Source organism: Vibrio atypicus, from assembly GCF_009811315.1.
Taxonomy (GTDB): Bacteria; Pseudomonadota; Gammaproteobacteria; order Enterobacterales; family Vibrionaceae; genus Vibrio; species Vibrio atypicus.
Genome location: NZ_BLID01000001.1, coordinates 414,404 through 438,422 on the forward strand (window position 1 = coordinate 414,404; position 24,019 = coordinate 438,422).

Below are 24,019 nucleotides of genomic sequence, written 5' to 3' on the forward strand. Positions count from 1 at the left end.
ATGATCAGTGCAATCATTCGTTGGTCGATTAACAATCGATTCTTAGTCCTAATTACCACTCTCGCTCTAGTGCTAGGTGGTCTTTACAGTGTAAAGAATACCCCTGTTGATGCGATACCAGATCTGTCAGACGTTCAGGTTATCATTAAAACCAGCTACCCAGGTCAAGCGCCGCAAGTAGTTGAAGACCAAGTTACTTACCCACTGACGACTGCCATGCTAGCCGTGCCGGGTGCAGAAACCGTACGAGGATATTCGTTCTTTGGCGACTCCTATGTCTACATCATTTTCAACGATGATACCGACATGTATTGGGCTCGCTCTCGAGTACTCGAATACTTAAGCCAAGTGGCACCTAAGTTGCCACCTAGCGCCAAACCAACACTCGGGCCTGATGCCACGGGTGTAGGCTGGGTCTACAGCTATGTTCTACAAGATAAAACTGGGCAACATGATTTAGCCGAGCTGCGTAGCTTACAAGACTGGTTCTTGAAGTATGAGTTACAAACCGTTGCGGGCGTTTCGGAAGTGGCCACGGTTGGCGGTATGGTTAAGCAGTATCAAGTGCAGATCGATCCAGCCAAGCTGCGCGCTTACGACTTAACACTACAACAAGTCAACATGGCGATTCAGAACGGTAACCAAGAGACTGGCGCATCGGTCATTGAAGTGGCTGAAGCAGAGCACATGGTTCGCACCACAGGCTACTTAAGCAGCATTGAAGACATTAAGTCCCTGCCGCTTAAAGTCACCAGCAAAGGTACGCCACTTTTACTCGGTGATATCGCTGACATCAACCTTGGCCCACAGATGCGTCGCGGAATCTCTGAATTCAACGGCGAAGGCGAAGCGGTCGGCGGCGTCATCGTAATGCGATTTGGCGAAAACGCCAGTGAAGTGATCGAGAACGTAAAAACCAAGCTTGCCGAGCTACAGCGAAGCCTGCCAGATGGCGTCGAGATTGTCGCAACCTACGACCGTTCAACATTGATTGATGCCGCAGTAGAAAACCTATGGAAGAAACTGGCAGAAGAGTTCATCGTTGTTGCGGTGGTTTGTGCCCTATTCTTGTTCCATATTCGCTCATCACTGGTGATTGCGCTTAGCTTGCCTGTCGGGATTCTATCCGCATTTATCGTCATGCACTGGCAAGGTATTAACGCCAACATCATGTCATTGGGTGGCATCGCCATCGCGATTGGTGCCATGGTCGATGGCGCAATAGTCATGATCGAAAACGTGCATAAGCATATTGAACGAACACCTCTAACGGATAAAAACCGTTGGCAAGTGATCGAAAAAGCGGCGGAAGAGGTCGGCGCTCCGCTGTTCTTCTCACTGCTTATCATTACGTTAAGCTTCGTGCCCGTGTTTGCTCTGGAAGGCCAAGAAGGCAAGATGTTCTCCCCGCTCGCCTTTACCAAAACTTATGCAATGGCCGCAGCCGCAGGTCTAGCGATAACGCTCGTGCCTGTTCTGATGGGTTACTTTATCCGTGGCAAGGTGCTCCCAGAGCATAAAAACCCAGTCAACAAAGGATTGGTCGCGCTATACCGCCCGTTGCTAAACCTCAGCTTACGCTTTCCGAAAACCATGATCGTGCTGGCGATTGGTTTAATGGCTTCCGCGTATTACCCAACCAGCAAACTAGGTAGTGAGTTTATTCCACCACTGGATGAAGGCGACCTGATGTACATGCCGACGACCTACCCTGGTATTTCAATTGGTAAAGCGCGTGAGCTGTTACAGCAAACCAATAAACTGATCAAAACGGTGCCTGAAGTAGAGACGGTTTGGGGCAAGATTGGCCGCGCAGAAACAGCAACCGACCCTGCGCCACTTACGATGATTGAAACCGTGATCCAACTGAAACCACGAGATGAATGGCGTGAAGGTGTGACGACAGAATCATTACGCAAGGAGTTTGATGATCTCGTTCAGTTCCCAGGGTTAACCAATGCTTGGGTGATGCCGATAAAAACACGTATCGACATGCTCGCGACAGGTATCAAAACACCTATCGGTATCAAGATTGCCGGACCAGATCTAAAAGTGATCGAGCAGATAGGGGCAGACTTGGAGCCTATCCTTAATAACATCTCGGGCACCGCATCCGTGTATGCCGAGCGTGTGGCCGGTGGTCGTTATGTCACTATCGATATTAAACGCCGTTCAGCGGCTCGTTATGGCTTAAGCATCAAGGAAGTACAACAAGTCATATCAACGGCTGTGGGTGGGATGAATGTCGGTGAGACCGTCGAAGGGCTTGAACGCTACCCGATTAATGTCCGCTATCCGCAAGACTACCGTGACTCGGTAGTGAAACTGCAGAACCTGCCGCTTGTGACACCAAATGGAGCGCGTATCGCCTTGGCCGATGTCGCGGATATCCGCTACGAAGATGGCCCACCGATGATCAAAACGGAAAACGCGCGTCCTAATGGCTGGGTGTTTGTTGACATCGATGGTCGAGATTTGGGTTCATACGTTGTTGAAGCACAAAGTACGGTTGCAGAGCAGCTCCAACTTCCGGCGGGTTACTCATTGGCTTGGTCTGGTCAATACGAATACATGGAGCGCGCTAAAGAGCGTTTAAGCGTAGTCGTTCCAATCACCATTGCCATCATCATGCTACTGCTCTACTTCAGCTTCCGCCGAGTGGGTGAAGTTATGATCATTATGATGACGCTGCCCCTCGCGATGGTCGGCGGTTTATGGCTGATGCACTACCTAGGATACAACTTCTCAATAGCCGTTGGAGTCGGCTTCATTGCGCTCGCTGGTGTTGCGGTAGAAATTGGCGTCATCATGCTGGTCTACCTCAACCAAGCTTGGCATTACAAAAAGCTTCACGCAGAGGAAGACAAAAAATCCATCACCGAGCAAGACCTGACAGAAGCGATTCGTGAAGGTGCAGGGCTGCGCGTTCGCCCTGTGATGATGACAGTTCTCACCGTGATTATTGGTCTCATCCCGATTATGTACGGCGATGGTACAGGCTCTGAAGTGATGCAACGTATCGCTGCGCCAATGATTGGGGGCATGGCTTCTGCGCTACTGCTTACCCTACTCGTACTCCCAGCCATTTTTAAATTATGGAAACAACGCGAAGTTCGCTAATTAACACGATTCGTGTGTCGTATCAGTAAAAACGCGGCGCACGAACCACTGAATTCAAAGAGGAATAAACCATGAAAAAAACACTCATCACTCTAGCAATTGCAATGTTCAGCACAGGCGTTATGGCAGATGCCATAGATCACTCTAAGATGGATCATGCAAACATGGACCACGGCAATATGAATCACGCAGACATGAAAATGGACCACAGCAAAATGGACCATTCTGGCATGATGAATATGGAAGGTATGTCAGCAGTTGGCATGCCAGCTAAAGGCGCGAAACCAGACAAGGTAGTTCACGTTACCTTGACCGATGACATGAAAATCAACTTCAAAAAAGAGGTCGATATCGAGCCAAATGACGTAGTTCAGTTTGTTGTGATGAACGTTGGTAAGATTGATCATGAGTTCTCAATCGGTTCAAAAGAAGAGCAGCTAAAACACCGTGAAATGATGAAAAACATGGGTAACCACGCACATGATTCAGGCAGTAGTGTTACCGTAAAACCAGGTAAAGCAAAACAGCTACTTTGGCATTTCCATGGTGATAACAACGTCGAGTTTGCTTGCAACATTCCAGGGCATGCTGAAGCAGGAATGGTGAAAAAAATCACCCTGTAGTTAAATCAATTGAAGTAACGGTTTTCAAATAGGAAGGCTATCTTCATTAAAAAAAGTCGCCTGAGGGTACAGGCGACTTGTTCGAGGGAGAAAAGGCGAACAAAAAGGGCAATTAAAGCTTATCTGCAGCAACCGTTTTAATCGTTGACCAATTGCTGTTAGCGTCAACAATGAAACCTTGTGTATTCTCTAACCAACGCTGCTGTACGGTTTTATCTAAGTTAAGGTAGAGCTTTCCATCTTCAATTTTCCAAGCTTGAGGGTCCGTTTCAAACTTCTTACCCATTGCTACACCAAACGCACAGTAACCACCGTATTGCGGCGCATAGGCTGCAGGATTCGCTTTAAACTGATCTCGGTTTTCACTGCTCGCAAATTGATAAATGGCATTCTTATAAGTGGCCGTAAATTCTGGTTTACCTTGTTGTGCACCGTTATCTGTAAAGTAAGCCACTGGGTCATAACCCTTAATCGCTAAATCATTACTATCAACACTCATGTCGATGTCTGCCGCCATCAGTGAAAAGCTGGTTCCCAGTAATGCAGCCATTAACGTTAATTTTTTACCGTGTGATTTTTTATGTGACATAACAAGCTCCTTGTTTGTATTAACCTTGTGTGAAGTAAATTAGCCGACTTCTCCGGTCTATAGAGGGACTAAAAATCCAAAAAGTAGGCGAATCGTTCGGAGGTAACATGGATCTGCTGTCACAACTGATGGAACACTTTTCAATACGCACAGGCGTTTTCTATTCAGGTCACTTATGTGGCATCTCTTCATTTAAAGAGCAACAACGTCAATGCGGCCATCTTCATGTGCTTAAAGCGGGCGACTTAATACTAGGCAGTGCTCGTGGCACGCCAAAGCAGCTAACCAAACCTTGTATCATCTATCTACCAAAGAGTACGCCACATAGCATTGAGGGCGTTGGGGAGGGGGCTGAACTTGTCTGCGCCAGTGTCGAATATCGCTCGGGGCAAATGAACCCCGTTTTGTCTGCTCTACCCGAAGTCATCGTCATCCCCTTTGAGAGCGCGCCCAATTTAATCCCAGTCATTGAAATGCTGTTCCAAGAGTCGGCTCAAGAATCCGTAGGGCAACAATTTATGATGGATAAGCTGAGTGATACCTTGATGGCGTTGATCTTTCGCTATCTCATTGAATCGCAAAAAATCGAACAAGGGTTGTTTTCAGCACTCGCCCACCCGCGCTTGGTTCCGGTGGTTACCGCAATACATCAACTGCCTGCGCGCCACTTTCAGATTGCCGAGATGGCATCAATGGCCGCCATGTCTCGAACTCAATTTATGGAGACCTTTAAACGTGAAGTAGGCGAAACACCGGGGGATTATGTGCAGAAGTGGCGAATCTCAGTCGCACAATCTCTGTTACTGCAGAGCAAACCGTTAAACTGGGTCGCTGATGAAGTGGGTTATAGCAGTTATTCTGGTTTTGCACGTGCCTTTCAACACGTTTCTGGTATGTCACCGAGGCAATGGTTAAAAGATCGAACAGGCTAAATGAGAATCTTTCTGATATGCTGTAATTCTGATGTCCGCTTATTTCAAAATACCAAACTGATGCTATTTTCAGCAGCTTAGCTAGGGTTTTAACGAAACTTGTGTACGATCGGAGCCAATTTTGTCAGAGAGGCATGAAAAAGGTGGACTTTGCAAAGTCGATGTACCATCCTGCCGCTCCAATTTCATTAACCTAAGCAATGAGACGAAGTGCCTGCTGAAACTCGATCAGCCTCCCGTATCTCATTAAGTAGTAAGGAGTTCAACTTGAACCTATTTGTAAGAGATCTTACCGTTATCGATTCTTCCTATATCTGTGAAAATAGAGGAGTCGTGGGAGATAGTTGGATTGTTGATGTCACCTTATCAGGTGAACTTAATGAAATGAGCATGGTGCTTGATTTTGGCAAGGTTAAGAAGCAGATCAAACACCTTGTCGATGAGCACGTCGATCATCGTCTACTGATACCGATGCAAAGCTCTGCCGTGATTCACGAGGAAAGCAAAGCGGGTTATTCCACTCTAGATATTCTACGTGGTGATAAGAGCATCCACCTTCATTGTCCAAATGAAGCCTACTGCTTAATTGATGCAAAAGAGATCACTATCGAGAGCATTACCGATCATGTGTATCACATCCTGCGTGACAATCTTCCAAGCAACGTAACGGGGTTAGAAATCACACTTCGTCACGAACAGATCGGCGGCGCTTTTTACCATTACACTCACGGCCTTAAAAAGCATGATGGTAACTGTCAACGTATCGCTCATGGGCATCGCTCACCGATTGAAATTTTGGTTGATGGTGCCCGTGATGGCGAAAAAGAAGCGGCATTCGCTAAGCGATGGGAAGATATCTATTTAGGTTCAAAAGAAGACCAAACTTCAGTAACAGGACTCCAACTCAGTGAGCATGCGCATAACATTACAGACGAAACACACTTTGGTTTCCGTTACTCTGCGCCTCAAGGTGAGTTTGAATTAGCGATTGCAAAAAGTGAAACGGAAATCTTACCCACCGATACAACGGTTGAGCTTTTAGCAGGCTACATTGCTGACGAAGTAAAACCAACGATTGCAGAGAATCAAACTCTACAAATCGTTGCTTACGAAGGTGTCGGCAAAGGCGCAATGGCCTTTAGATAAACCGATTTAAGCTCGGGTAGAGCGCAAAATGTCTCTACCCGAGTGACCTTATTACCCCTCAAACTCGAACTGACACTCAACGCCACTCTCATTAACGAAATCCTTATCGTGACTGACAAGAATAAACGCGCCTTGATAAGATTTTAGCGCCTGAGCAAGCACAATTTTTGAGTCCAAATCCAAATGATTATCTGGCTCATCCAATAATAGTATGGGTGATTCAGGTTGATGACTGACGATCAACATCGCCAATTTCATTTTCTCACCGCCACTCAACTGACTGACTAAGCGAAACACTGAATCACGACGAAAACCTACGCCCGCGAGCAGTGTTCTCGCATCGATTTCTAATAAGCCAGAGCAATGATGTAACATGTTCTCCAACATAGAGAGCTGTCCACTCAATAAACCAAAGTGCTGATCCAAATAGCAGACCGGCCGGTTGATCTGTAACTCACCCGACGGTAATACCAACTGGCGCTGCAGGACTTTCATTAAGGTCGACTTTCCACAACCATTCGGGCCAGAAAGATGCAATTTTTGTGTCGCTTCAAGTTTGAAATTAAACGCCAATGCATGACCAAAAGGTAGAACTGCCTCAACCATGTTTATAGCCGTCCCTCGCCCATTGGTGCCACTATCTAAATAGATTTTTTGCTGTTTTATTTGCTCGTAGCGTTCACTCAAATGCCGCTGCTTTTGCTCTAACATCGTACGGCGGCTATTCTCATTTTTTAACCGGTTCGACAGCGAGTTTTCCGCACTGTTTTTCGCCCCATCAAGTAACATCTTAGGTTGACTGCCTGATTTACGAATTCTATTCCCTTGTGACTCCCTTTGTTGCGCTTTTTCATGGTTCTTCTGCGCTTGAACTTCTAACCTTTTCTGCTCACTATTGACTGCGTCCAACTGGCGTTCAAGGGCGGATCGTTCAAGACTTTTTTGTTGATGGTAGAAATCATAATTTCCACCAAATTGATTCAAACCTAGTGGACTCAACTCCCAAATCTGCTCCATTTCACGAAGCAAGATTCGATCATGGCTGATCAGTAAGATGTGTCCTGCAAACTGAGCCATTTGCGCCACTAGCCATTGCCTTGCCTCTTGATCCAAATGATTCGACGGCTCATCCAAAACCAATAGATCCGCATCGGATTCAAATAGCTGCCACAACTGTAAGCGTGCGAGCTGACCACCGCTAAGCTTGTTGCATGGAAAATCAACTTGATCCGGTAGCCCTAACGCCTTTAATTGCGTACTTAACGCCTGTTTAAGCTCCCACTGCTCACCGACAATTTCAAACAGATGAGAATCGTATTCCCCCTGTTCGATACGAGCTAACGCATAAAGAATATTGTCTTGTTCAAGAAACTGAGCCACCGTCAATGAGCTTGAAAGCAATGAAGAGGGTAACTGGCTATAGCGAAGAACCTTCCCTCTCACTGTGACAGACCCTGTCGTCGGTGTTTGCTCCTTAGTAAGGATATCGGCAAGATAAGATTTTCCGATGCCGTTTCGACCCACTAACCCAACGCGTCTTGCGCTCATAGAGCATGAAATATCCTCGAACAACGTCTCGCCATTCTCGAATTGGTGACTGATTTTATTTGCTTGTATAACTGGCATAACTTGCCTCCTGTAAGACAGGATTAGGCGTAGCAAGTGGCAGATAGATGGATCCTGGCTAAAGCAAAGGAAACAATAATGCGATTGTAAATTGAGAGATCATGCTTGCGATAAGCATTGACGAAGCTACGCCGACTAACCCTGTAAAATCCGAATATCAATGTAAAAAACTGGATAACAGGCATTAGTTGTTCATATTGGCGTAATCTCCTACAGAAATGATGGCGTGATTATAGAGCAATAAATAATCAACTGGCAACCGCATAAGCAATAGATTGAAAGCCACGTAACACTGCGACTTTCAACCCGCAGTTATCGAGCAATACACATGGGTGTGTCAGCAACAGGATCATTGATTACTACAGCATCCAAATTAAACACCTCTTCCAATAACTGCTCAGTAAACACTTTTTGAGGCGCACCTTGTGACACCACTTGCCCCTGATTAAGCACGATCAAATGGTCGCAGTAACGGCACGCTTGGTTGAGATCATGCAAAACGACAATCACCGTCTTTCCCTGCTCGTTCATACTGCGCATCATCTTCATCAGTTCAATTTGATGCGAAAGATCTAAATAGGTTGTTGGCTCATCAAGCATGACCACTTCCGTGTCCTGAGCCAAAATCATCGCGATCCAAGCTCGCTGACGCTGGCCACCAGACAAGGATTCAATCTTTTCATCTCCAAGCTCAGCGACGCCAGTTTCTAACATCGCTTGCTCAACGATTAGCTTGTCTTCTGTGCTCAACCTTCCCCAGTGTGATACATACGGTGCTCTGCCGTACTCCACTAACTTTCGTACCGTGATACCTTCAGGGCTAACGACCGTTTGAGGCAACAGTGACAATCTTTGAGCTAACTGCTTATCTTTTATCGAAGTGATGGATTCACTCTCCAATAAAATATCACCCGCTTTGATTCGATTGATGCGAGACAACGCTTTAAGCAGTGTCGATTTGCCACAACCATTTGGCCCTATCAGAGCGGTGACTTTGCCTTTAGGAATAGACACGGATAGGTTCTCGATAATTGTTTTGTCACCATAGGCGACACTAAGTTGCTTAGTGGTGATCATGACCAACCCTTGTAGCGTTGTAGTAGAAAGATGAAATAAGGCGCACCAATCAATGACGTTAGTACGCCAGCAGGGAGTTCAATAGGAGGCTGTAATCCACGAGCCAGCATGTCAGAAATCAAAACAAGTAAGGCGCCCAAGCCAGCAGCGGCAGGTAGCAACAATCGGTGATTGTGACCAAATAGCATCCGCGCGAGATGGGGGGCTAATAAACCTACAAAGCTGATCGTACCGCAAACCGATACGCTTACACTGGCAAGGATCACTGCACAAAGTAACGCACCGAATTGCATTTTGTTGGGTGATATACCGAGAGACGTTGCCGTTTCTTCACCAAGCCCCATGATATCGAGTCGCCAAGCAAGCCAAAATGACAAAGGCAGTAACAGAGCAAGTGTCCACCAGATAAAGGGAACTTGATCCCAGTTTCGTCCCCATAAACTTCCGGTCAACCACACCATCGCGGTGTTGATTTCAATCGGGTTTACAATCATGAGAAAGTCGATACCGCTGGTCAAAAATGCGCTAATAGCAATACCAATAAGTGCTAGCCTAGCCGGTGTAGGGTCAGTAAAGTAAGCCAAGCCCATGATCATCCCTGCCGCCAACAATCCACCTAACAGAGCACATAACGGCAGCATATAGAGAGGAGCATCCGGTTGAAATACGAGCAAGCTTGTTGCCGCAAGACCTGCTCCAGCGCTAATTCCCATCAGGTCAGGTGAAGCCAATGGATTGCGAATAATCCCTTGCACTAGCGCACCTGACAGGCCTAACCCCGCACCGACGCCAATTGCTAAGACTAAACGAGGCAACCGGTATTGGTTAATAATGAAGTCGTGCTCACTGCTTGCCAATAAAGTGTAAACCACTTCGCTTACGCTCAAATTGACCGCGCCAATGAACAAACTAAAAAAACCAATCAAACCTAACGACAGCAATAAACTGCCAAGACGAAAATTGATCATGACAATTTACTCCTAGAAGCGAGCAGGATGAAACAAGGTGTCCCGATCAAGGCCGTGATCACCCCCACTGGCGTTTCACTCGGAAAAGCAATCGATCTAGACAAACCATCGGCCCACACAAGTAAAGCCGCACCATACAAGCCACTAGCAGGAATCAGTAATAAGAAATTGCTACCGACTAGCTTTCTCGCAATATGCGGAATAATCAGCCCAACAAATCCAATCGGGCCCGCTATCGCAACACTGGTTGCTGTCAGCAATACAATCGCACAACATGCAACAACACGAGTCATGGCTACATTAAGGCCTAAACCTGTGGCAACATCTTCTCCTAACGCCAATAAATTCAGGTTTTTAGCGACCAAACCCGCCATCAGTAAACCCGCAAAACTAAAAGGCCAAAGCTGATGCCACTGCTCCCAGCTAATGTTGGTCACCGTTCCTGACAACCAATAGATAACGCTATAGGCCATATCATCAGCAAGTATCACTGATGCACGCGTTAAACCAATCAACAATGCATTCACTGCAATCCCGGCTAAAACAAGTTTAATCGGGTGAGGTCTAGGAGAGAAAAAACCGCCCAGTAGCATAACAACTCCACCACTAAGCAAACCGCCGACAGCGGCAACCAAAATGCCAGGTAATGCATCCAAATGAAGAAATCCAATACTGGCTAACGCCATAAAACATGCTGCGCCAGCATTAATACCCAGCACCGATGGAGAAGCGAGAGGATTGCGTGTTAACCCTTGCATTAGAACCCCAGCCACGGCTAAATTAGCGCCAATAACCAGACTGGCATAAACACGTGGAGCTCTTAGCGTTGCGAGGATCTGTTGCTCCATACTGGAGTCATCAAAGCGAAACAGGTAACCCCACAAGTGATCCGTCGAGAGTGAAAAGCTCGACCAAGCAATCATAGAAAAGCAAAAGCCGGCAATGAGAATGCCGGCCAAAATTACAAAGCGTATCGTTGAGTAATACATGGTTAGTTAGCCAAGATTTCCTCAAGGTTTTGCGCAATCCCTTCTGCCGCAAGCATGCCGCGATTTAACGACCACAAGGCGGGCGATACTTCAATCGCTTGAGATTTTTGGCTTACAGTGAGCATCTTATACAGTGGGTTGGTTTGCCACTCATCTACTACAGTTTGATCTGAGTAAGGGCCAAGCAACAACCAGTCTGGGTTGGTTTTTAATAGCTGTTCGAAGCTTGTCGGTAGATAAGCTTTTTCCGTCTGCTCTGGAATTGGGCTGCTCAAGCCAAGTTCGGTAATCACACCCCCCGCATAAGAAGCTGGGCCATGCATCCACATCCCTTTTTCAGTAACGACAGCAAATTGGATGGTATCTTGGTTTGAAAATTGTTGCTTATATTGCGCCATTTTAGATTTGTGTTGCTCAATACGTTGAGTCATTTGCGACTCTTTATTTACCGCAATACCAACAATAGCAGCAGCTTGGAGGTTTTCTTGGTAGGTCTCTCCTCGGCTTTTAAGAAGTAACGTAGGTGCAATACGAGAAAGGTCTTGATAAACCGCAGCATGGCGCTCTGCGTCAGCGATAATCAGATCGGGTTTAAGCTCAGCAATCACTTCTAGGCTTGGTTGAGAGCGCATACCAACAGAAGTCCACGGCTTAATCACCTCACGCACGGCAGGAATCACTCGATCAATGTTCTTATCATCCGCGATTCCGACAGGAGAAATACCGACCGCAGCCAATGCGTCAACGAATGAATACTCCAAAGCAACGATACGCTCTGGCGTTCCAGAAATGGTAAACGTCCCTTGTTCATCGTTCACTGTACGATCAGTTTGAGCGATCGAATAACCAGAAAATAGTACGGAACAAACAATCAGAACGTTAGCGATTAATCCCTTTAACATAATAATATCCACTGCAAATAATGTGAGTGGATATTATTCAACAATTAAATGATAATCAATATCATTTTTATTATAACGCTAAATCTTGCTTAAGAATCTATCTGCTTAACCTGAATACGATTTTTAAACTCAAACACTTTTTCAGCACAGACATCGATGCATCGACCACAGCTAATGCAGTTTTGGTCCATCACACGGCGATCACCTTCTTTGAGCGGCTGACGCAATACGTCAGGCTCTGGGCACACGTTGTAACAATCCATGCACTTAGTACAATCTTCGCGTCGAACCGCGGACACTCGAAGCAAGCTCTTGTTACCAATCACGCCATAAGTTGCGCCAAGTGGACATAAGTGACCACACCAACCATGCTCAACCAATAACAAGTCCAAAAGGAAAACCAAACCAATTAAAACCCAGCCAGCGCCAATCCCAAACACCAAGCCTCGGTGAAGCGCCGCAACCGGATCTATCCACGCCCATAACACACTTCCTGAAAGAGCACTCCCGACAAGCAGCACCGGAATTAACCAATATCGAAGTTTAGAAGACCAGCGATAGCTCGCTTTTAAGTTAAGTTTACGTCTCAAAAACGCCGCAAAATCCGTGACAATATTCAATGGGCACACCCAGCCACAAAACGCCCTTGGGCTGATAATCGCGTAGAAGCCAACCACCACCAGAACACCAATTATGGCCGTGCTTTCAGGAAGGTGACCCGCCGCTAATGTCTGCATAATAATGAGTGGGTCACTCATCGGTATCACATCAAATAAGTTACTTGAAGAAAGGTTGCCTTTTAGTACGCCCAGCGTTGGACCAGCCATAAACAAGCCGATAATAACAAGCTGACAAACACGACGAAGAATGAGAAAGCGGTGCGCTTTCCACCAGCCGAGTTGTTTGACTGCATCTTTACCTGCATCTATTGCGAGATTCTTTGCCATTACAACTTACCTCCCAACGTTTCCAACGCTTCCGCTGGTACTTCAGGGGCACTGTTCTCTAATGGTTTGGTAATTTCTTCCCATCCAAGTTGGTAGTGAGCACCCATTTTTCCCTTCGCTAACTCTGTTGGAATGATCTTAATGGCTGCAACTTCCGTTACACAGGCTTCTTCACACTTGCCACATCCCGTGCATTTGTCTGAGTGAACGGTTGGAATCAATTTCGCGTGATAGCCCGTTCTGTCGTTGCGGATATTTTCTAGCGTTATCGCTTCATCAATCAGTGGGCAAACTCGGTAGCAGACATCACAGCGTAAACCTTGCCAATTCAGGCAGCTTTCATGGTCAATGAGTACAGCAGTCCCCATTCGAGCATCGTCAATGTTAGTTAAATTGTGGTCTAAAGCCCCGGTTGGACATACAGGGACACAAGGAATGTCTTCACACATCTCACACGGAATGTCTCTCGCATTGAAGTAAGGCGTTCCTGACTCAACCGACGACAGTAACGTCGCCAGTTTCAACGTATCATACGGACATGCCTGGACACATAAACCACACCGAATGCACGCTTTCTCGAATTCACCTTTAGGCAGTGCACCTGGTGGCCGAATGGGTACACCCGCACCATCTCGTGCCTGACTCTGCATTGATTGCAGACCAAGTACTGTCGCCGCAGCCCCTACCCCAGCGGCAGTTCGCGCAGCATCTCTCAGAAAGCGACGTCGACTTTCCGATGTTTTTGAATTGGACCCACTCATGACTCACTTCCTCTCACCAGCGGTATGTAATTTGCCGTTAACTCACTGCCAGCTTTAAGCATATACCTTAACTAATATACAAGCATATTCATTACACTTTGTAAGGTTTTATATACCCCTAAAGAGGTGTATCCAGTTTCAATTGATAAGAATCAACTCTGCCCCCTGTTTGAGGGCGCATATTGGTTAATTAACAAGGAAGCAGACAATCAACAAACGCCATAAAACCGATTAGCACGATTAAAAAAAACAATAATTGAGTTTTTTGTCACACGAACTTTCCTTGCTAGGCATTATCCTTATAAAATATGAGGCTTTATAAATTACGCTGCGGGGGTCTTATGATCGAAATAGTAATCGATGGCAAATATCGAATTGTAGAAGAGGGCTCGACCCTACTAGAAGCGGCTAAAGTATGTGGAGTCGACATTCCTTCACTATGTGGGCTAAATAAATCCAATCAAAAAGTGCCCTGCGATCTTTGTGTGGTCGAAGTAGAGAGTGGTGGAACTCAACGTGCTTGTGAGCTCAATGTCTATCATGGTCTTAACGTCATTACACAATCAGAGCAACTGAGTGCCCATCGAAAACACGCTTTAAATCGAATCATGCAAGACCACTATGCAGATTGTGAAGCGCCTTGTAAAACTGCTTGTCCTGCTGGTGTCGACATTCAGTCTTATCTCTATTTTATTGCCCAAAACGATCATCAGAAAGCAATTGAAGTCATCAAGCGAACTCTGCCGATGCCACTTTCTATTGGTCGTGTTTGTCCTGCATTTTGTGAAAGCGAGTGCCGCCGCTCACTCGTGGACGAGTCCATTGCTATCCGCCAACTTAAGCGTCATGCAGCCGATGCAGATCTCGCAGCGCAAGAGGCATATGTACCGGAGAAAAAAGCAGATAAAAACCTCTCCATTGCGGTTGTCGGCAGTGGTCCTGGCGGCTTAACAGCAGGTTATTACCTATCAAATGAAGGTTATGACGTGACGGTATTTGAATCGATGCCCAAGGCCGGTGGCTGGCTTCGTTACGGTATTCCTGAGTATCGACTACCAAAAGCTATCTTAGACAAAGAAATCGAACTCATGTGTCGCAATGGCATGACTGTCAAAACCGAACAAAAACTGGGCGTTGATTTCTCACTATCACAATTAAGTACAGAGTATGATGCGGTCTGCCTTGCGGTTGGGGCATCACTGGCCGTTGAGATGAACTACCCTGGCAGTGACTTAGGTGGCTGCTACCTTGGTGTCGACTACCTCAAAGACTATGTCACAGAACAGACTTATACCACTGGCCAAAAAGTCGCGGTCATTGGTGGGGGGAATACCGCCATTGACTGTGCTCGTACTGCACGTCGAGCTGGCGCAGACACCACTATTATTTACCGTCGAACTCGTGAAGAGATGCCTGCCGAGGATTACGAAATTGAAGAGGCCGAACATGAAGGCGTTCAGTTCTTATTCTTAACCAATCCAGCAGAAAACATTGCAGATGAAGATGGTCACGTAAAAGAAATTCGCCTTGAGCGTATGGCTCTAGGTGCGCCTGATGCTTCTGGTCGACGTCGTCCTGAAGCCACAGCTGAGTACTTTACTCAAGCCTTTGATACTGTGATTGCCGCTGTCTCACAAAAGCCAGACTTAAGCTTTTTAGATAACGATGATTTGTCGATTCCACTGACTCGCTGGAACACGTCCGATTCGAACGACCAAACCATGCATACAGGCACGGGAAACATCTTTAGTATTGGGGATTTTCGTCGAGGCCCAGCGACCGCAGTTGAAGCTGTCGGTGATGGGCGAATTGCCGCTAAAGCGATAGACCTATTTTTAAACGGCGATATGGCAGATATGCCTAAACCTGCGTTCAATTCTCGTAAAGAGCAGAAACTGGCTCAAGTTGATCCGCTACACTTCGAAAATCTACAAAAGGTCGCTCGCAGCATTATGCCAGAGCTGACTCCAGCTCAGCGCGAACAGAGTTTTGATGAAGTAGAGCTTGGTTTCGACAATGATGAAGCCATTCGAGAAGCCGCTCGCTGCCTTGAGTGTGGTTGTCGGGCGAACACTCACTGTGACCTTCGTGACTACTCCACTGAGTACGAGGCTGAGCAGAGCTTTGACCTATCCATTAATGTGAAGTCTCATGAAGACTGGCTCAATTTGCGCGGCAAAGATGCTCGTCATAAATTCAGCGTTGATCGCAGCTCAGAGTTTATCGAATTTGATGCCAACCGCTGCATCAGTTGCGGCCAATGTATTCAAGCCTGTAGCGAGCAAGCTGTTCATGGCATTTTAAACTTTGTTCATGACCAAAATGGTCGACCAGCTTTAAGACCTGATGACAGGCCACACTTTGGCTCTAGTCGTAATGGTCGTATGCTTATGGGAGATTCTAACTGCGTTCAGTGCGGTGCGTGTGTCCAAGCTTGTCCAACCGGCGCTATGGTAGATAGTCGGGACCGCTCGCAAGGTCGTGAAGAACAACTCAAACAGGTTGATACGATTTGTACCTACTGTGGGGTAGGCTGCAAATTAACCATGCATGTAGATGAAGCAAACAATAGAATCATGCATGTGACAGGTGCAAACTCCCCTGTCAATGAAGGCATGCTGTGTGTGAAAGGTCGCTTTGGGTTTGACTTCATCAATGATGATGCGCGGCTAACCACACCTCTCATTCGTAAAGATGGTTGGTTACAGCCTGCTAGTTGGGATGAGGCCATTGCGCTGATCGCCAAGAAGTTTACAGCCATCAAACAAGATTTCGGTGGCAATGCATTGGCCGGTTTCTCTTCAGCCAAAACCACCAACGAAGACAACTATGCATTCCAGAAATTTATCCGCCGTGAGCTAGGTACCAATAACATCGACCACTGTGCAAGGCTTTGTCACGCATCCAGTGTAACGGGGCTTGAAGCCTCACTCGGTAGCGGAGCGATGACCAATGATATTCCGAGCATCAAACACTCAGATGTTATTTTTATCATCGGCTCTGATACCACCTCAGCGCACCCAATCATTGGTTCACATATCAAACAAGCGATTCGCCACCATGGTGCTCGCTTAATTGTTGCCGATCCAAAACGCATCGATATGGCTGAACATGCTGAGCTATACCTAGCGCATCGCCCAGGAACGGACGTGATGCTACTCAATGGCATTATGCAGCAGATCATTAAGAATGGTTGGTATGATCAAGAGTACATCGAAGAACGTGTCGATGGTTTTGACACGCTACTACAAGAAGTGATGTCCCCTGCCTACGCACTGGAAAAAGTCGAGCTCGTTACAGGTGTTAGTGGTGAAGATATCTTTGCCATGGCACGTATGATAGGGACCGCAGAACGCACTGCAGTCTATTACTCAATGGGGATTACCCAGCACACCACTGGCCATGACAACGTGCGTTCTATTGCTAACCTGCAATTACTGTGTGGCAACATCGGTATTGAAGGTGGCGGTATCAACCCACTTCGCGGTCAATCCAATGTGCAAGGCGCCTGTGACATGGGAGCGCTGCCAAACAACTACCCTGGCTATCAAAAGGTATACAACCCAATGATACGTCAGAAGTTTGCCATTGAATGGGATGCACCAAACCTACCAACAGAACCAGGCCTCACCCTAACCGAGATTATCGACGGTGCATGCCAGCGTGACGTTCGTGGTCTATACATCATGGGCGAAAACCCGGTGTTGAGTGACCCGAACCAAGCGCACGTTATAGAAGGTTTAGAAACGCTCGATTTCTTGGTAGTGCAAGACATCTTCTTAACAGAAACGGCTCAATACGCCGATGTTGTATTGCCATCATGTTCGTTTGCGGAAAAATCGGGTCATTTCACCAATACAGAACGAAGAGTTCAGCGAATCAATGCAGCTGTAACACCTCCAGGTGAGGCTAAAGAGGACTGGTGGATCATTCAACAAATCGCCAACGCAATGGGTGGCGACTGGCACTACCAACAAGTGTCTGACATCACCAGTGAAATTGCTCGTGTGACACCTCAGTATGCAGGGTTGCGATGGGAAGCGATTACGCCAGAAGGGGTTCAATGGCCAAGTAACAAGAACAACCCAAATGGTACGCGCATCATGCACCAAACTCAGTTCACACGCGGCAAAGGGCAGATGGTTGGCGTGCCATTTCGCTACGCTGCAGAGTTGCCTGATGAAGAGTACCCGTTAGTGCTCACAACTGGCCGTGTCTTAGAGCAATTCCATACCGGAACCATGACACGCAAAACCAAGGGCCTCGATAACTTAGCTGGACCTAGAGCCATGATCAGCGTGCAAGATGCTGAGGCTCTTGGTATCTCCAATGGGCAGCGCTTGAAAGTATCAACTCGCCGAGGTGCGATTGAGATAGACGCGTTCGTGACTAAGCGTATTCAGCAAGGGGTGATTTTTATTCCATTCCACTTTGTTGAATCTCCTGTCAATCGACTAACAACAACCGCGACGGATCCTCACGCTAAGATCCCTGAGTTTAAAGTGGCGGCGGTGAAGGTGGAACGACTCGAAGCTGAGTTAAGCCACTAATGTAGATTAGACATATAAGCAAAGAGCCGACATTTTCGTCGGCTCTTTTTATTCAAACTCATGATTGGCTAACGGTATCACGTTAATGGCCAATTCTTCGTAGGGATGAATCTCCCTAACGGCTGCCATCGCTTGGCGAACCAACTCTTTTCGGCAACGGACATCAACTCTCACCTCTTCGCCAAAGTTGATCTTTCCTACTTCTCCCGTGGCTGGGTTAGCTTTCTCTGTTGGCCGCCAAAAGCCTGAAATCTTTACCACTGACACCACACTATCGTAGTCACCAACCACTCCTGCCCCGACGGCATTTAATACATCACGAATTGGCGTCACATACTCTTCCGGTGTATAGATCTCTAACTTGTATTCCATTGTTCCTCGTAAAATATATCAATAATTGTCTCGAACGAATGCCAAGGTTTCATCGCGGTTAATGTGCGCAATGCTGTCTATGCCCATCGCCTTTGCCGCCGACACATTGGTCGCACTGTCATCAATAAAAATAGCGTTATGAGGGCAACCACCCGCCAGTTGCAGAGCAATTTCAAAAAACAGCCGATCTGGTTTAGCAACACCTATATGCGAAGAGCTGACGACGAGATCAAAATGGCCATCCAGTTTTGATGCGGTAAGATCTTCTTCCAGTCGAGAAGTGCCGTTTGTCACCAGCACAATTTTCCCATCTGGCGAATGATTTCGAATGCCTTCAAGCAAGGCCCAATCAATATCCCAACGAGCTTGGTTCCAAATCTTAACAAGCTGAACGGCCGCATCACGATTCCAACTTCGAGCCAGCTGCTCTGTCACTTTATCACACCACTGTTGATGGGTGATTTCCCCACAAACAGCCAAACTAAGCAGTTCATTGGAAAATGCGCATGAATAGAGTGCGCCCTGAGTAATACCAAGCAGCGCCTCAGCTTGATTCACTTCATTGCCAGGCCATTGGCGAATTACCCCATCAAAATCGATTAGAATTATGCTCTTCACCTCTCACCTCCTGTGATCGCTAGGTATTTATCGCTTGTAAGTCCTTTATCACTTTATAACCAAATCCCTCTATTAACTCGATGATACATTGCACATTTTTTTCCTCTCCTTTGGCAAGAGCGAGGGTTAATTCAATCGATGTGACATCATCAGGGTAAAACTGACTGACGACTTCTGCCATCGAACTCAGTTCATACAACCAACTCCCATCCTTTTCAGCAACAAGCAAGTAAGCGCTTCGAAGCAATTTCTTTGCCATCACTTTTGATTCAGCTTTGCCAAGTCCATCATCCAGCGCCCTGCGTACCTTGTCTAACACTGAAGGTAAGTCTTCGTTGAGTTGCCAAGCAATCTGAACATTGGGTTTGTATCGGCGAAAGTTGAGCGCAAGATCATCCCCCCATACACAGCAGCAACAATGTTTGAGCCAGAACTGCCAACGATACTCCTCTTGTTCACGCATCACTTCTTGAACATGTCCCGGGTCAAAATCTATTTTGCTTACAACAGGAAACTGCAAAGCTAACGTTTCAGATAACTGTGTCAGACGCTTTGCAGCATCAGGGGTTAAAGGCTGATGAAAGACCACCGATAGATCCAAATCAGAGCGGTAGGGGATCGCATTCCCTCGTGGCACACTGCCATACAAATAGATACTGTGTATTTGGTTAGGAAATTCCAACAGTAATGCAGCTAATACCGTATCAACTAGGGGTTGATACGGCGCTTGTATGTTTGTCACTGAATAGGGATTGTCGATGTAGCCTTGGTTGTCTAAGCCCGCCCCAGAGCTACGTTTAATATCCTTATCGTCCAATTTCCTAACTCCAATTCTTTGACCATTGAGTTAACATGCCATAGATAACTCGTCCATGAAACGTCTTTAAGTCATCATCTCAGCATAACTTTCGATGAGTCGCTTTGATTGGCTGAGATCGTTTTTACCATTGAAATCGTGCTTAATCGCAACGACATCGCAACCGGTAAGTACGCCCGCAGAAACGCCAGCTGCTGAGTCTTCAAAAATAAGCGTTGTCTCCGGGGATAAATCCAATTTCTGCAAAGCAAGATAGTAGGCCTCTGGATCCGGTTTATGTTTGCTTACGTCTTCTTGCGTAATGACAACATCGAACAATTCAGTGAGGTTAAGCGCAGTTAAGATATTATCTACCATCCAAGTTGCTGCAGAGCTGACTACGCCACACACTTTTCCCTCCGATTTTAAGTGAATCAAATAGGCCTTCGCGCCATCATTGAGCTGTAATTCACTCGTCAGCAAAGCTTCATAGTGAGTGCGAAAATGTGCATTAAATTCAGTCAAATCAGGGGATATCGCGGCATGCTTAAAGAAGTGACCAGTAACCACAGGCCAGCTCTCCCCCATGACGTCTTTATAGATATGGCTCTCTACATCAGAGCCATAATCTTGGCAGGCCTTTGCAAGCGCTAATCCTTTTAACGGTTCGGAATTGACCAACGTCCCATCCATATCGAACAAATAAGCTTGGTATTGGTTCACTCAGCACTCCATATATGTCTAAATTTTGAAATAAACCACAGATATATAAAATCAACACATTGATTGCAAAGATAAATGATACAAAATTGATATGATCAACCTACTCAACTCATGCATAAGATCATCTATGAAATTAAAACTAGTCACCCTATCAATACTGCTTCCTATTCTCGGTGGGTGCGCCTCTTACCCTCTCACTCCAGTAAATGGAAATGGCGGAATCCTTATAGGTACAGACGTAGACAATAATGGCGCGCACCATCCATGCCGGAAAATTGTGGTCTCCATGTATGAAATGATAAGCGGAGGGGAATACAGTGAAACGCCAGTCGAACTTGAATTTATGCCCAAACAGCGTGAATCATATGCACTCTTCACTGATATCAAACCAGGGTACTACGTCATTAAGAATATGCGCTGTTATTCTCAGGCCCAACGCTATTTCAATGATGGTGAACAATTTTTAGATAGTTCCTATTCGCATGGAGAAACCATAGAGGCGAATAAAATAACCGTTATGCGTTATTCTTATTACGGCAAGTCTTATAACGATGGGAGTTTCTCCTCTTATCTAACCTATGATTCGCCAGATATAGAAGAAACGGGTATTAAAGCTGGAATCAAGAGTGACCCAAACTTTGCAGGTTGGAGTTTTAGAGAGCAATACTAGTATTTGCAATTAAACAAAAAAGCCGACCACTTGGTCGGCTTTGTGTTCTTAAATTAAGTTACTTACTTGCATCTAGCAGTGCACCTGTCACCGCAATGGAAGAAGTCGCATTACCATTTGTCAGCGTAAACTGAACAATCTGTGAAGTCATTTCCATATTTGCTGCACCATCAGAATCAGTTTTTGGCGTAATGACTGTCGAGTGCTGAGCCCCGCTTGCATTCGCAGAGAAATATGACGCCAACTTCTGACCAGACGTATCTGTTGCGCTATTCACTAACTCGAGCTTTGTAAACAATGGCTCTGTCCCTCCAGTAAGAGAAACTCTTGTCGAATTGGGGATTGTTTTATCCCCTTCAGATTGGATACCTAACACAGGGGAACCTGCCTGATTCACCAATGAAGCGATATTATAAGGATCTACGTTATCCAATACCGTTTGGGCTACAAACATGAACTGAGACAATGTTGACTGAATTTTAGCTATATCAGCTTCACTTCCTGCTGGAGGAATAGCAGGGTTAGCATCAGGATTTCCCGTAACAAAATCTTGATAACATTGCACTGCAGCCGCAGGAGAACATTCCGCCTCAAAATAGCTTTCGTACTCAGGAACATTCAACGACACTATATGCTTGATCACTGGAGAAAAACTATCTGACTCAAGCAAGAATGGAGCAATACCACCACCTGGGTTAGCCAAGGTTGCACTCGTGTACTTAAAGATATTTCCTTCAAGAGGTGAAACAGGAGTGTTACCTACAGCGTAAGAACTAATCCCTGTAATGGCTCCAATAGAGTGACCAAATAGCGATACGTTGGCTTTGTCTAAATTAGCAAATGCCGATTCCATAGTACCGTTAATCGCATAACGCATACCTAAGCCATCAATAGCACTTTGACGAATATTGTCACGAGCAACCGGTAAATACTCTAGGTTCATATAAACCGTTGGGTTTATTTCTGTCGTTTTCGCATCCTCGTTCAAAGCACGTTGACCGTGGAGTGGTTGATCAATTGCGATTATCGCATATGGCTTGAATGGAGCAGCACCTTGCATGGCCACACCAATATGCTGCATGGCAAAAGCATATGCACTTTCTTTGACGCTAGTAATACCGTGTTGATATTGCAAAATAGGAAGATCAGCTCCAATCGCAGCCCCTTCCGGAACAAACATTAAAAACGGTACGTCCATAACTGCACGAACCTGCGGCACGGCACTGTATTTAGTCATGATACGTTCTGGATCGAGCTGAGAGCCATCTGCCAGTGTCAATTTTTGCCCGATCAGTGTTTTTTGTTTTTCCTGCAAATACAAGTCTGCTGGTAAATCTGTCAATCCCAACAGCCCTAGCTGCTGACCTATCGCAACTTTATCAGCATCCGAACCAGAGCTTAGCACTGACAGTATCTTAAACACACTCGGCATAGCGCTACGCCAAGGCGTTGTTTTCCATTCTTCATTATCTGTTTTAGCAGATAAGAAATATGGCAGTTTGACAGTTCCTTTAACCACTTGAATCGATGCTAACGCTTCATTATCAAAATTCAGATTATAAGCACCCTGAAGCAATGCGGCATTTTCTGCACCAAAATCTTTAATAAATGTTGGGTCACTAGCCACTGCTTCTCCGAAGCTGGTTTTGCTCTCGACGGTGATTTGATACATAGAATCGAGAACATCGGCTTCAATACCATTTGGATTAGCAATATTACTAGACCAAATATCTGAAGGAGAAACATCTGGTAAAGCCGTTTCTGCAATGACGGCTTTTGTACCTAACAGCACTTGACCTGCAGAAGAGGTCGTAAACCATGACGAATATATAATGTCATCTGTACTGGCGACTTGACCATTATCAGCAAAGGCATTCTCTGCATTTTGAATAACAACTTGAGGAGTTGCTAGATCTCCGGATTGCTTAAATTCAGTCGTTTTCAACATTGCATATGAGCTAGAAGTGCCCAAAGGCTCTCCATTGCTATCTTTAATCGAATCAGTTAATGCATAAATATAATCGCTACCTGAATCTAGGCCTTTTGTCGGCACAATATTAAATGATCGTTTATCTTCACTAAGAACAACAACAAAATCGATGCCCGGCGTAAGGGCTTCAAAATTCGTCATTTCTTTTGTTGCAAGATCAATCGAAACCTTCGCAACACGAATGCCCGCAGTAAGACTTAGGCTCACTAATGAAGAGCTACGAGCTGATGATGACGCACTGACAGTATCATCAAATAACGTCACTCCAGCAGGTAAGTTCAAGTCAATCACAAATGGCATTTGTGGACTCCAACCGTCTGCCTCGCTCATTGCCACTTGAGGGTTGTCTATACCTTTGGAGCTTCCCGTTACAGGAATGTTCAATGTACCGTCGGTGGTATCAAGCAACAAAAATGAGGGTAGCGGCACAGCTGCATTGTCACCTAGTAAAGTAAAATCAATACTAGAACTACGAGACAGCATTTCATTAATTGCTTCATTGGTGTACGGCTGTTCAGTACTTGCCCCACTGCTATCAGTATTATCACCACAACCTGCTAATAGTAGTGCAGAGCAAACAAGAGAGAGAGAAAATTTAGTATTCATTATGTGTACTCCTA

19 protein-coding genes are annotated in these 24,019 nt (G+C 45.9%); 6 read left to right on the forward strand and 13 right to left on the reverse strand.

Annotation, left to right across the window (positions count from 1 at the left end; genetic code table 11):
- Together GVO60_RS01830 and copI are read left to right on the forward strand one after the other, a co-directional pair.
- Nucleotides 1-3,120, forward strand: coding sequence for an efflux RND transporter permease subunit (locus GVO60_RS01830; protein ID WP_159650892.1), 3,120 nt, complete (start codon nt 1-3; stop codon nt 3,118-3,120).
- A gap of 71 nt (nt 3,121-3,191) precedes the next feature.
- Nucleotides 3,192-3,743: a copper-resistant cuproprotein CopI gene (copI, locus tag GVO60_RS01835; protein ID WP_159650893.1), complete on the forward strand. Its 552-nt coding sequence runs from the start codon at nt 3,192-3,194 to the stop codon at nt 3,741-3,743.
- 112 nt (nt 3,744-3,855) lie between these two features.
- Here copI and GVO60_RS01840 read toward each other — a convergent pair whose 3' ends face one another.
- Nucleotides 3,856-4,332, reverse strand: coding sequence for a YHS domain-containing (seleno)protein (locus GVO60_RS01840; protein ID WP_159650894.1), 477 nt, complete (start codon nt 4,330-4,332; stop codon nt 3,856-3,858).
- Between the two features lie 107 nt (nt 4,333-4,439).
- Between GVO60_RS01840 and GVO60_RS01845 the strand changes: the two genes are divergently transcribed.
- Nucleotides 4,440-5,264, forward strand: coding sequence for an AraC family transcriptional regulator (locus GVO60_RS01845; protein ID WP_159650895.1), 825 nt, complete (start codon nt 4,440-4,442; stop codon nt 5,262-5,264).
- 267 nt (nt 5,265-5,531) lie between these two features.
- Nucleotides 5,532-6,410 (forward strand): 6-pyruvoyl trahydropterin synthase family protein, encoded by an 879-nt coding sequence (locus GVO60_RS01850; protein WP_159650896.1) that lies wholly within the window; start codon nt 5,532-5,534, stop codon nt 6,408-6,410.
- Between the two features lie 51 nt (nt 6,411-6,461).
- On the opposite strand, the gene GVO60_RS01855 is transcribed toward GVO60_RS01850, so the two are convergent.
- From GVO60_RS01855 to napG, 7 genes are all read right to left on the reverse strand, one after another.
- Entirely contained in the window at nt 6,462-8,036 is a 1,575-nt protein-coding gene (locus tag GVO60_RS01855) for an ATP-binding cassette domain-containing protein (RefSeq protein ID WP_159650897.1), read from the reverse strand.
- Nucleotides 8,037-8,348: 312 nt separating this feature from the next.
- Nucleotides 8,349-9,113, reverse strand: coding sequence for a Fe(3+) dicitrate ABC transporter ATP-binding protein FecE (gene fecE, locus GVO60_RS01860; RefSeq protein ID WP_159650898.1), 765 nt, complete (start codon nt 9,111-9,113; stop codon nt 8,349-8,351).
- Entirely contained in the window at nt 9,110-10,081 is a 972-nt protein-coding gene (locus GVO60_RS01865) for a FecCD family ABC transporter permease (RefSeq protein ID WP_159650899.1), read from the reverse strand. Before GVO60_RS01865 ends, fecE begins: the two co-directional genes overlap by 4 nt.
- Nucleotides 10,078-11,070, reverse strand: a complete 993-nt coding sequence (locus GVO60_RS01870; protein WP_159650900.1) for a FecCD family ABC transporter permease — start codon at nt 11,068-11,070, stop codon at nt 10,078-10,080. Before GVO60_RS01870 ends, GVO60_RS01865 begins: the two co-directional genes overlap by 4 nt.
- Nucleotides 11,071-11,072: 2 nt before the next feature.
- Nucleotides 11,073-11,972 carry a Fe(3+) dicitrate ABC transporter substrate-binding protein gene (locus GVO60_RS01875; RefSeq protein ID WP_159650901.1) on the reverse strand — a complete coding sequence of 300 codons (900 nt, stop codon included), beginning with the start codon at nt 11,970-11,972 and terminating at the stop codon, nt 11,073-11,075.
- A gap of 89 nt (nt 11,973-12,061) precedes the next feature.
- Nucleotides 12,062-12,919: a quinol dehydrogenase ferredoxin subunit NapH gene (gene napH, locus GVO60_RS01880; RefSeq protein WP_159650902.1), complete on the reverse strand. Its 858-nt coding sequence runs from the start codon at nt 12,917-12,919 to the stop codon at nt 12,062-12,064.
- On the reverse strand, nt 12,919-13,680 hold the full coding sequence (gene napG, locus GVO60_RS01885; protein WP_159650903.1) for a ferredoxin-type protein NapG: 762 nt from the start codon (nt 13,678-13,680) through the stop codon (nt 12,919-12,921). Before napG ends, napH begins: the two co-directional genes overlap by 1 nt.
- A 341-nt stretch (nt 13,681-14,021) precedes the next feature.
- On the opposite strand from napG, the gene fdhF reads away from it, so the two are divergent.
- Nucleotides 14,022-18,230 (forward strand): formate dehydrogenase subunit alpha, encoded by a 4,209-nt coding sequence (fdhF, locus tag GVO60_RS01890; RefSeq protein ID WP_159650904.1) that lies wholly within the window; start codon nt 14,022-14,024, stop codon nt 18,228-18,230.
- A 48-nt stretch (nt 18,231-18,278) separates the two neighbouring features.
- On the opposite strand, the gene GVO60_RS01895 is transcribed toward fdhF, so the two are convergent.
- The 4 genes from GVO60_RS01895 to GVO60_RS01910 form a co-directional block, all read right to left on the reverse strand.
- Nucleotides 18,279-18,602 (reverse strand): YqfO family protein, encoded by a 324-nt coding sequence (locus tag GVO60_RS01895; protein ID WP_159650905.1) that lies wholly within the window; start codon nt 18,600-18,602, stop codon nt 18,279-18,281.
- 18 nt (nt 18,603-18,620) lie between these two features.
- Complete coding sequence (locus tag GVO60_RS01900) at nt 18,621-19,220, reverse strand: HAD family hydrolase (RefSeq protein WP_159650906.1); 600 nt, start codon at nt 19,218-19,220, stop codon at nt 18,621-18,623.
- A gap of 19 nt (nt 19,221-19,239) precedes the next feature.
- Entirely contained in the window at nt 19,240-20,037 is a 798-nt protein-coding gene (locus GVO60_RS01905; RefSeq protein ID WP_225874886.1) for a nucleotidyltransferase domain-containing protein, read from the reverse strand.
- 66 nt (nt 20,038-20,103) lie between these two features.
- Nucleotides 20,104-20,739, reverse strand: coding sequence for an HAD family hydrolase (locus tag GVO60_RS01910; protein WP_159650907.1), 636 nt, complete (start codon nt 20,737-20,739; stop codon nt 20,104-20,106).
- A gap of 127 nt (nt 20,740-20,866) precedes the next feature.
- Between GVO60_RS01910 and GVO60_RS01915 the strand changes: the two genes are divergently transcribed.
- Complete coding sequence (locus GVO60_RS01915) at nt 20,867-21,409, forward strand: hypothetical protein (RefSeq protein WP_159650908.1); 543 nt, start codon at nt 20,867-20,869, stop codon at nt 21,407-21,409.
- Between the two features lie 58 nt (nt 21,410-21,467).
- On the opposite strand, the gene GVO60_RS01920 is transcribed toward GVO60_RS01915, so the two are convergent.
- Nucleotides 21,468-24,005 carry a VolA/Pla-1 family phospholipase gene (locus tag GVO60_RS01920; protein WP_159650909.1) on the reverse strand — a complete coding sequence of 846 codons (2,538 nt, stop codon included), beginning with the start codon at nt 24,003-24,005 and terminating at the stop codon, nt 21,468-21,470.
- Between the last annotated feature and the right edge of the window lie 14 nt (nt 24,006-24,019).

Excerpts from the sequence above, each read along its gene's own strand:
- GVO60_RS01830 (WP_159650892.1), top strand. The coding sequence starts at position 1 with ATGATCAGTGCAATCATTCGTTGGTCGATTAACAATCGATTCTTAGTC.
- copI (WP_159650893.1), top strand. The coding sequence starts at position 3,192 with ATGAAAAAAACACTCATCACTCTAGCAATTGCAATGTTCAGCACAGGC.
- GVO60_RS01840 (WP_159650894.1), bottom strand. The coding sequence starts at position 4,332 with ATGTCACATAAAAAATCACACGGTAAAAAATTAACGTTAATGGCTGCA.
- GVO60_RS01845 (WP_159650895.1), top strand. The coding sequence starts at position 4,440 with ATGGATCTGCTGTCACAACTGATGGAACACTTTTCAATACGCACAGGC.
- GVO60_RS01855 (WP_159650897.1), bottom strand. The coding sequence starts at position 8,036 with ATGCCAGTTATACAAGCAAATAAAATCAGTCACCAATTCGAGAATGGC.
- fecE (WP_159650898.1), bottom strand. The coding sequence starts at position 9,113 with ATGATCACCACTAAGCAACTTAGTGTCGCCTATGGTGACAAAACAATT.
- GVO60_RS01865 (WP_159650899.1), bottom strand. The coding sequence starts at position 10,081 with ATGATCAATTTTCGTCTTGGCAGTTTATTGCTGTCGTTAGGTTTGATT.
- GVO60_RS01870 (WP_159650900.1), bottom strand. The coding sequence starts at position 11,070 with ATGTATTACTCAACGATACGCTTTGTAATTTTGGCCGGCATTCTCATT.
- GVO60_RS01875 (WP_159650901.1), bottom strand. The coding sequence starts at position 11,972 with ATGTTAAAGGGATTAATCGCTAACGTTCTGATTGTTTGTTCCGTACTA.
- napH (WP_159650902.1), bottom strand. The coding sequence starts at position 12,919 with ATGGCAAAGAATCTCGCAATAGATGCAGGTAAAGATGCAGTCAAACAA.
- napG (WP_159650903.1), bottom strand. The coding sequence starts at position 13,680 with ATGAGTGGGTCCAATTCAAAAACATCGGAAAGTCGACGTCGCTTTCTG.
- fdhF (WP_159650904.1), top strand. The coding sequence starts at position 14,022 with ATGATCGAAATAGTAATCGATGGCAAATATCGAATTGTAGAAGAGGGC.
- GVO60_RS01895 (WP_159650905.1), bottom strand. The coding sequence starts at position 18,602 with ATGGAATACAAGTTAGAGATCTATACACCGGAAGAGTATGTGACGCCA.
- GVO60_RS01915 (WP_159650908.1), top strand. The coding sequence starts at position 20,867 with ATGAAATTAAAACTAGTCACCCTATCAATACTGCTTCCTATTCTCGGT.
- GVO60_RS01920 (WP_159650909.1), bottom strand. The coding sequence starts at position 24,005 with ATGAATACTAAATTTTCTCTCTCTCTTGTTTGCTCTGCACTACTATTA.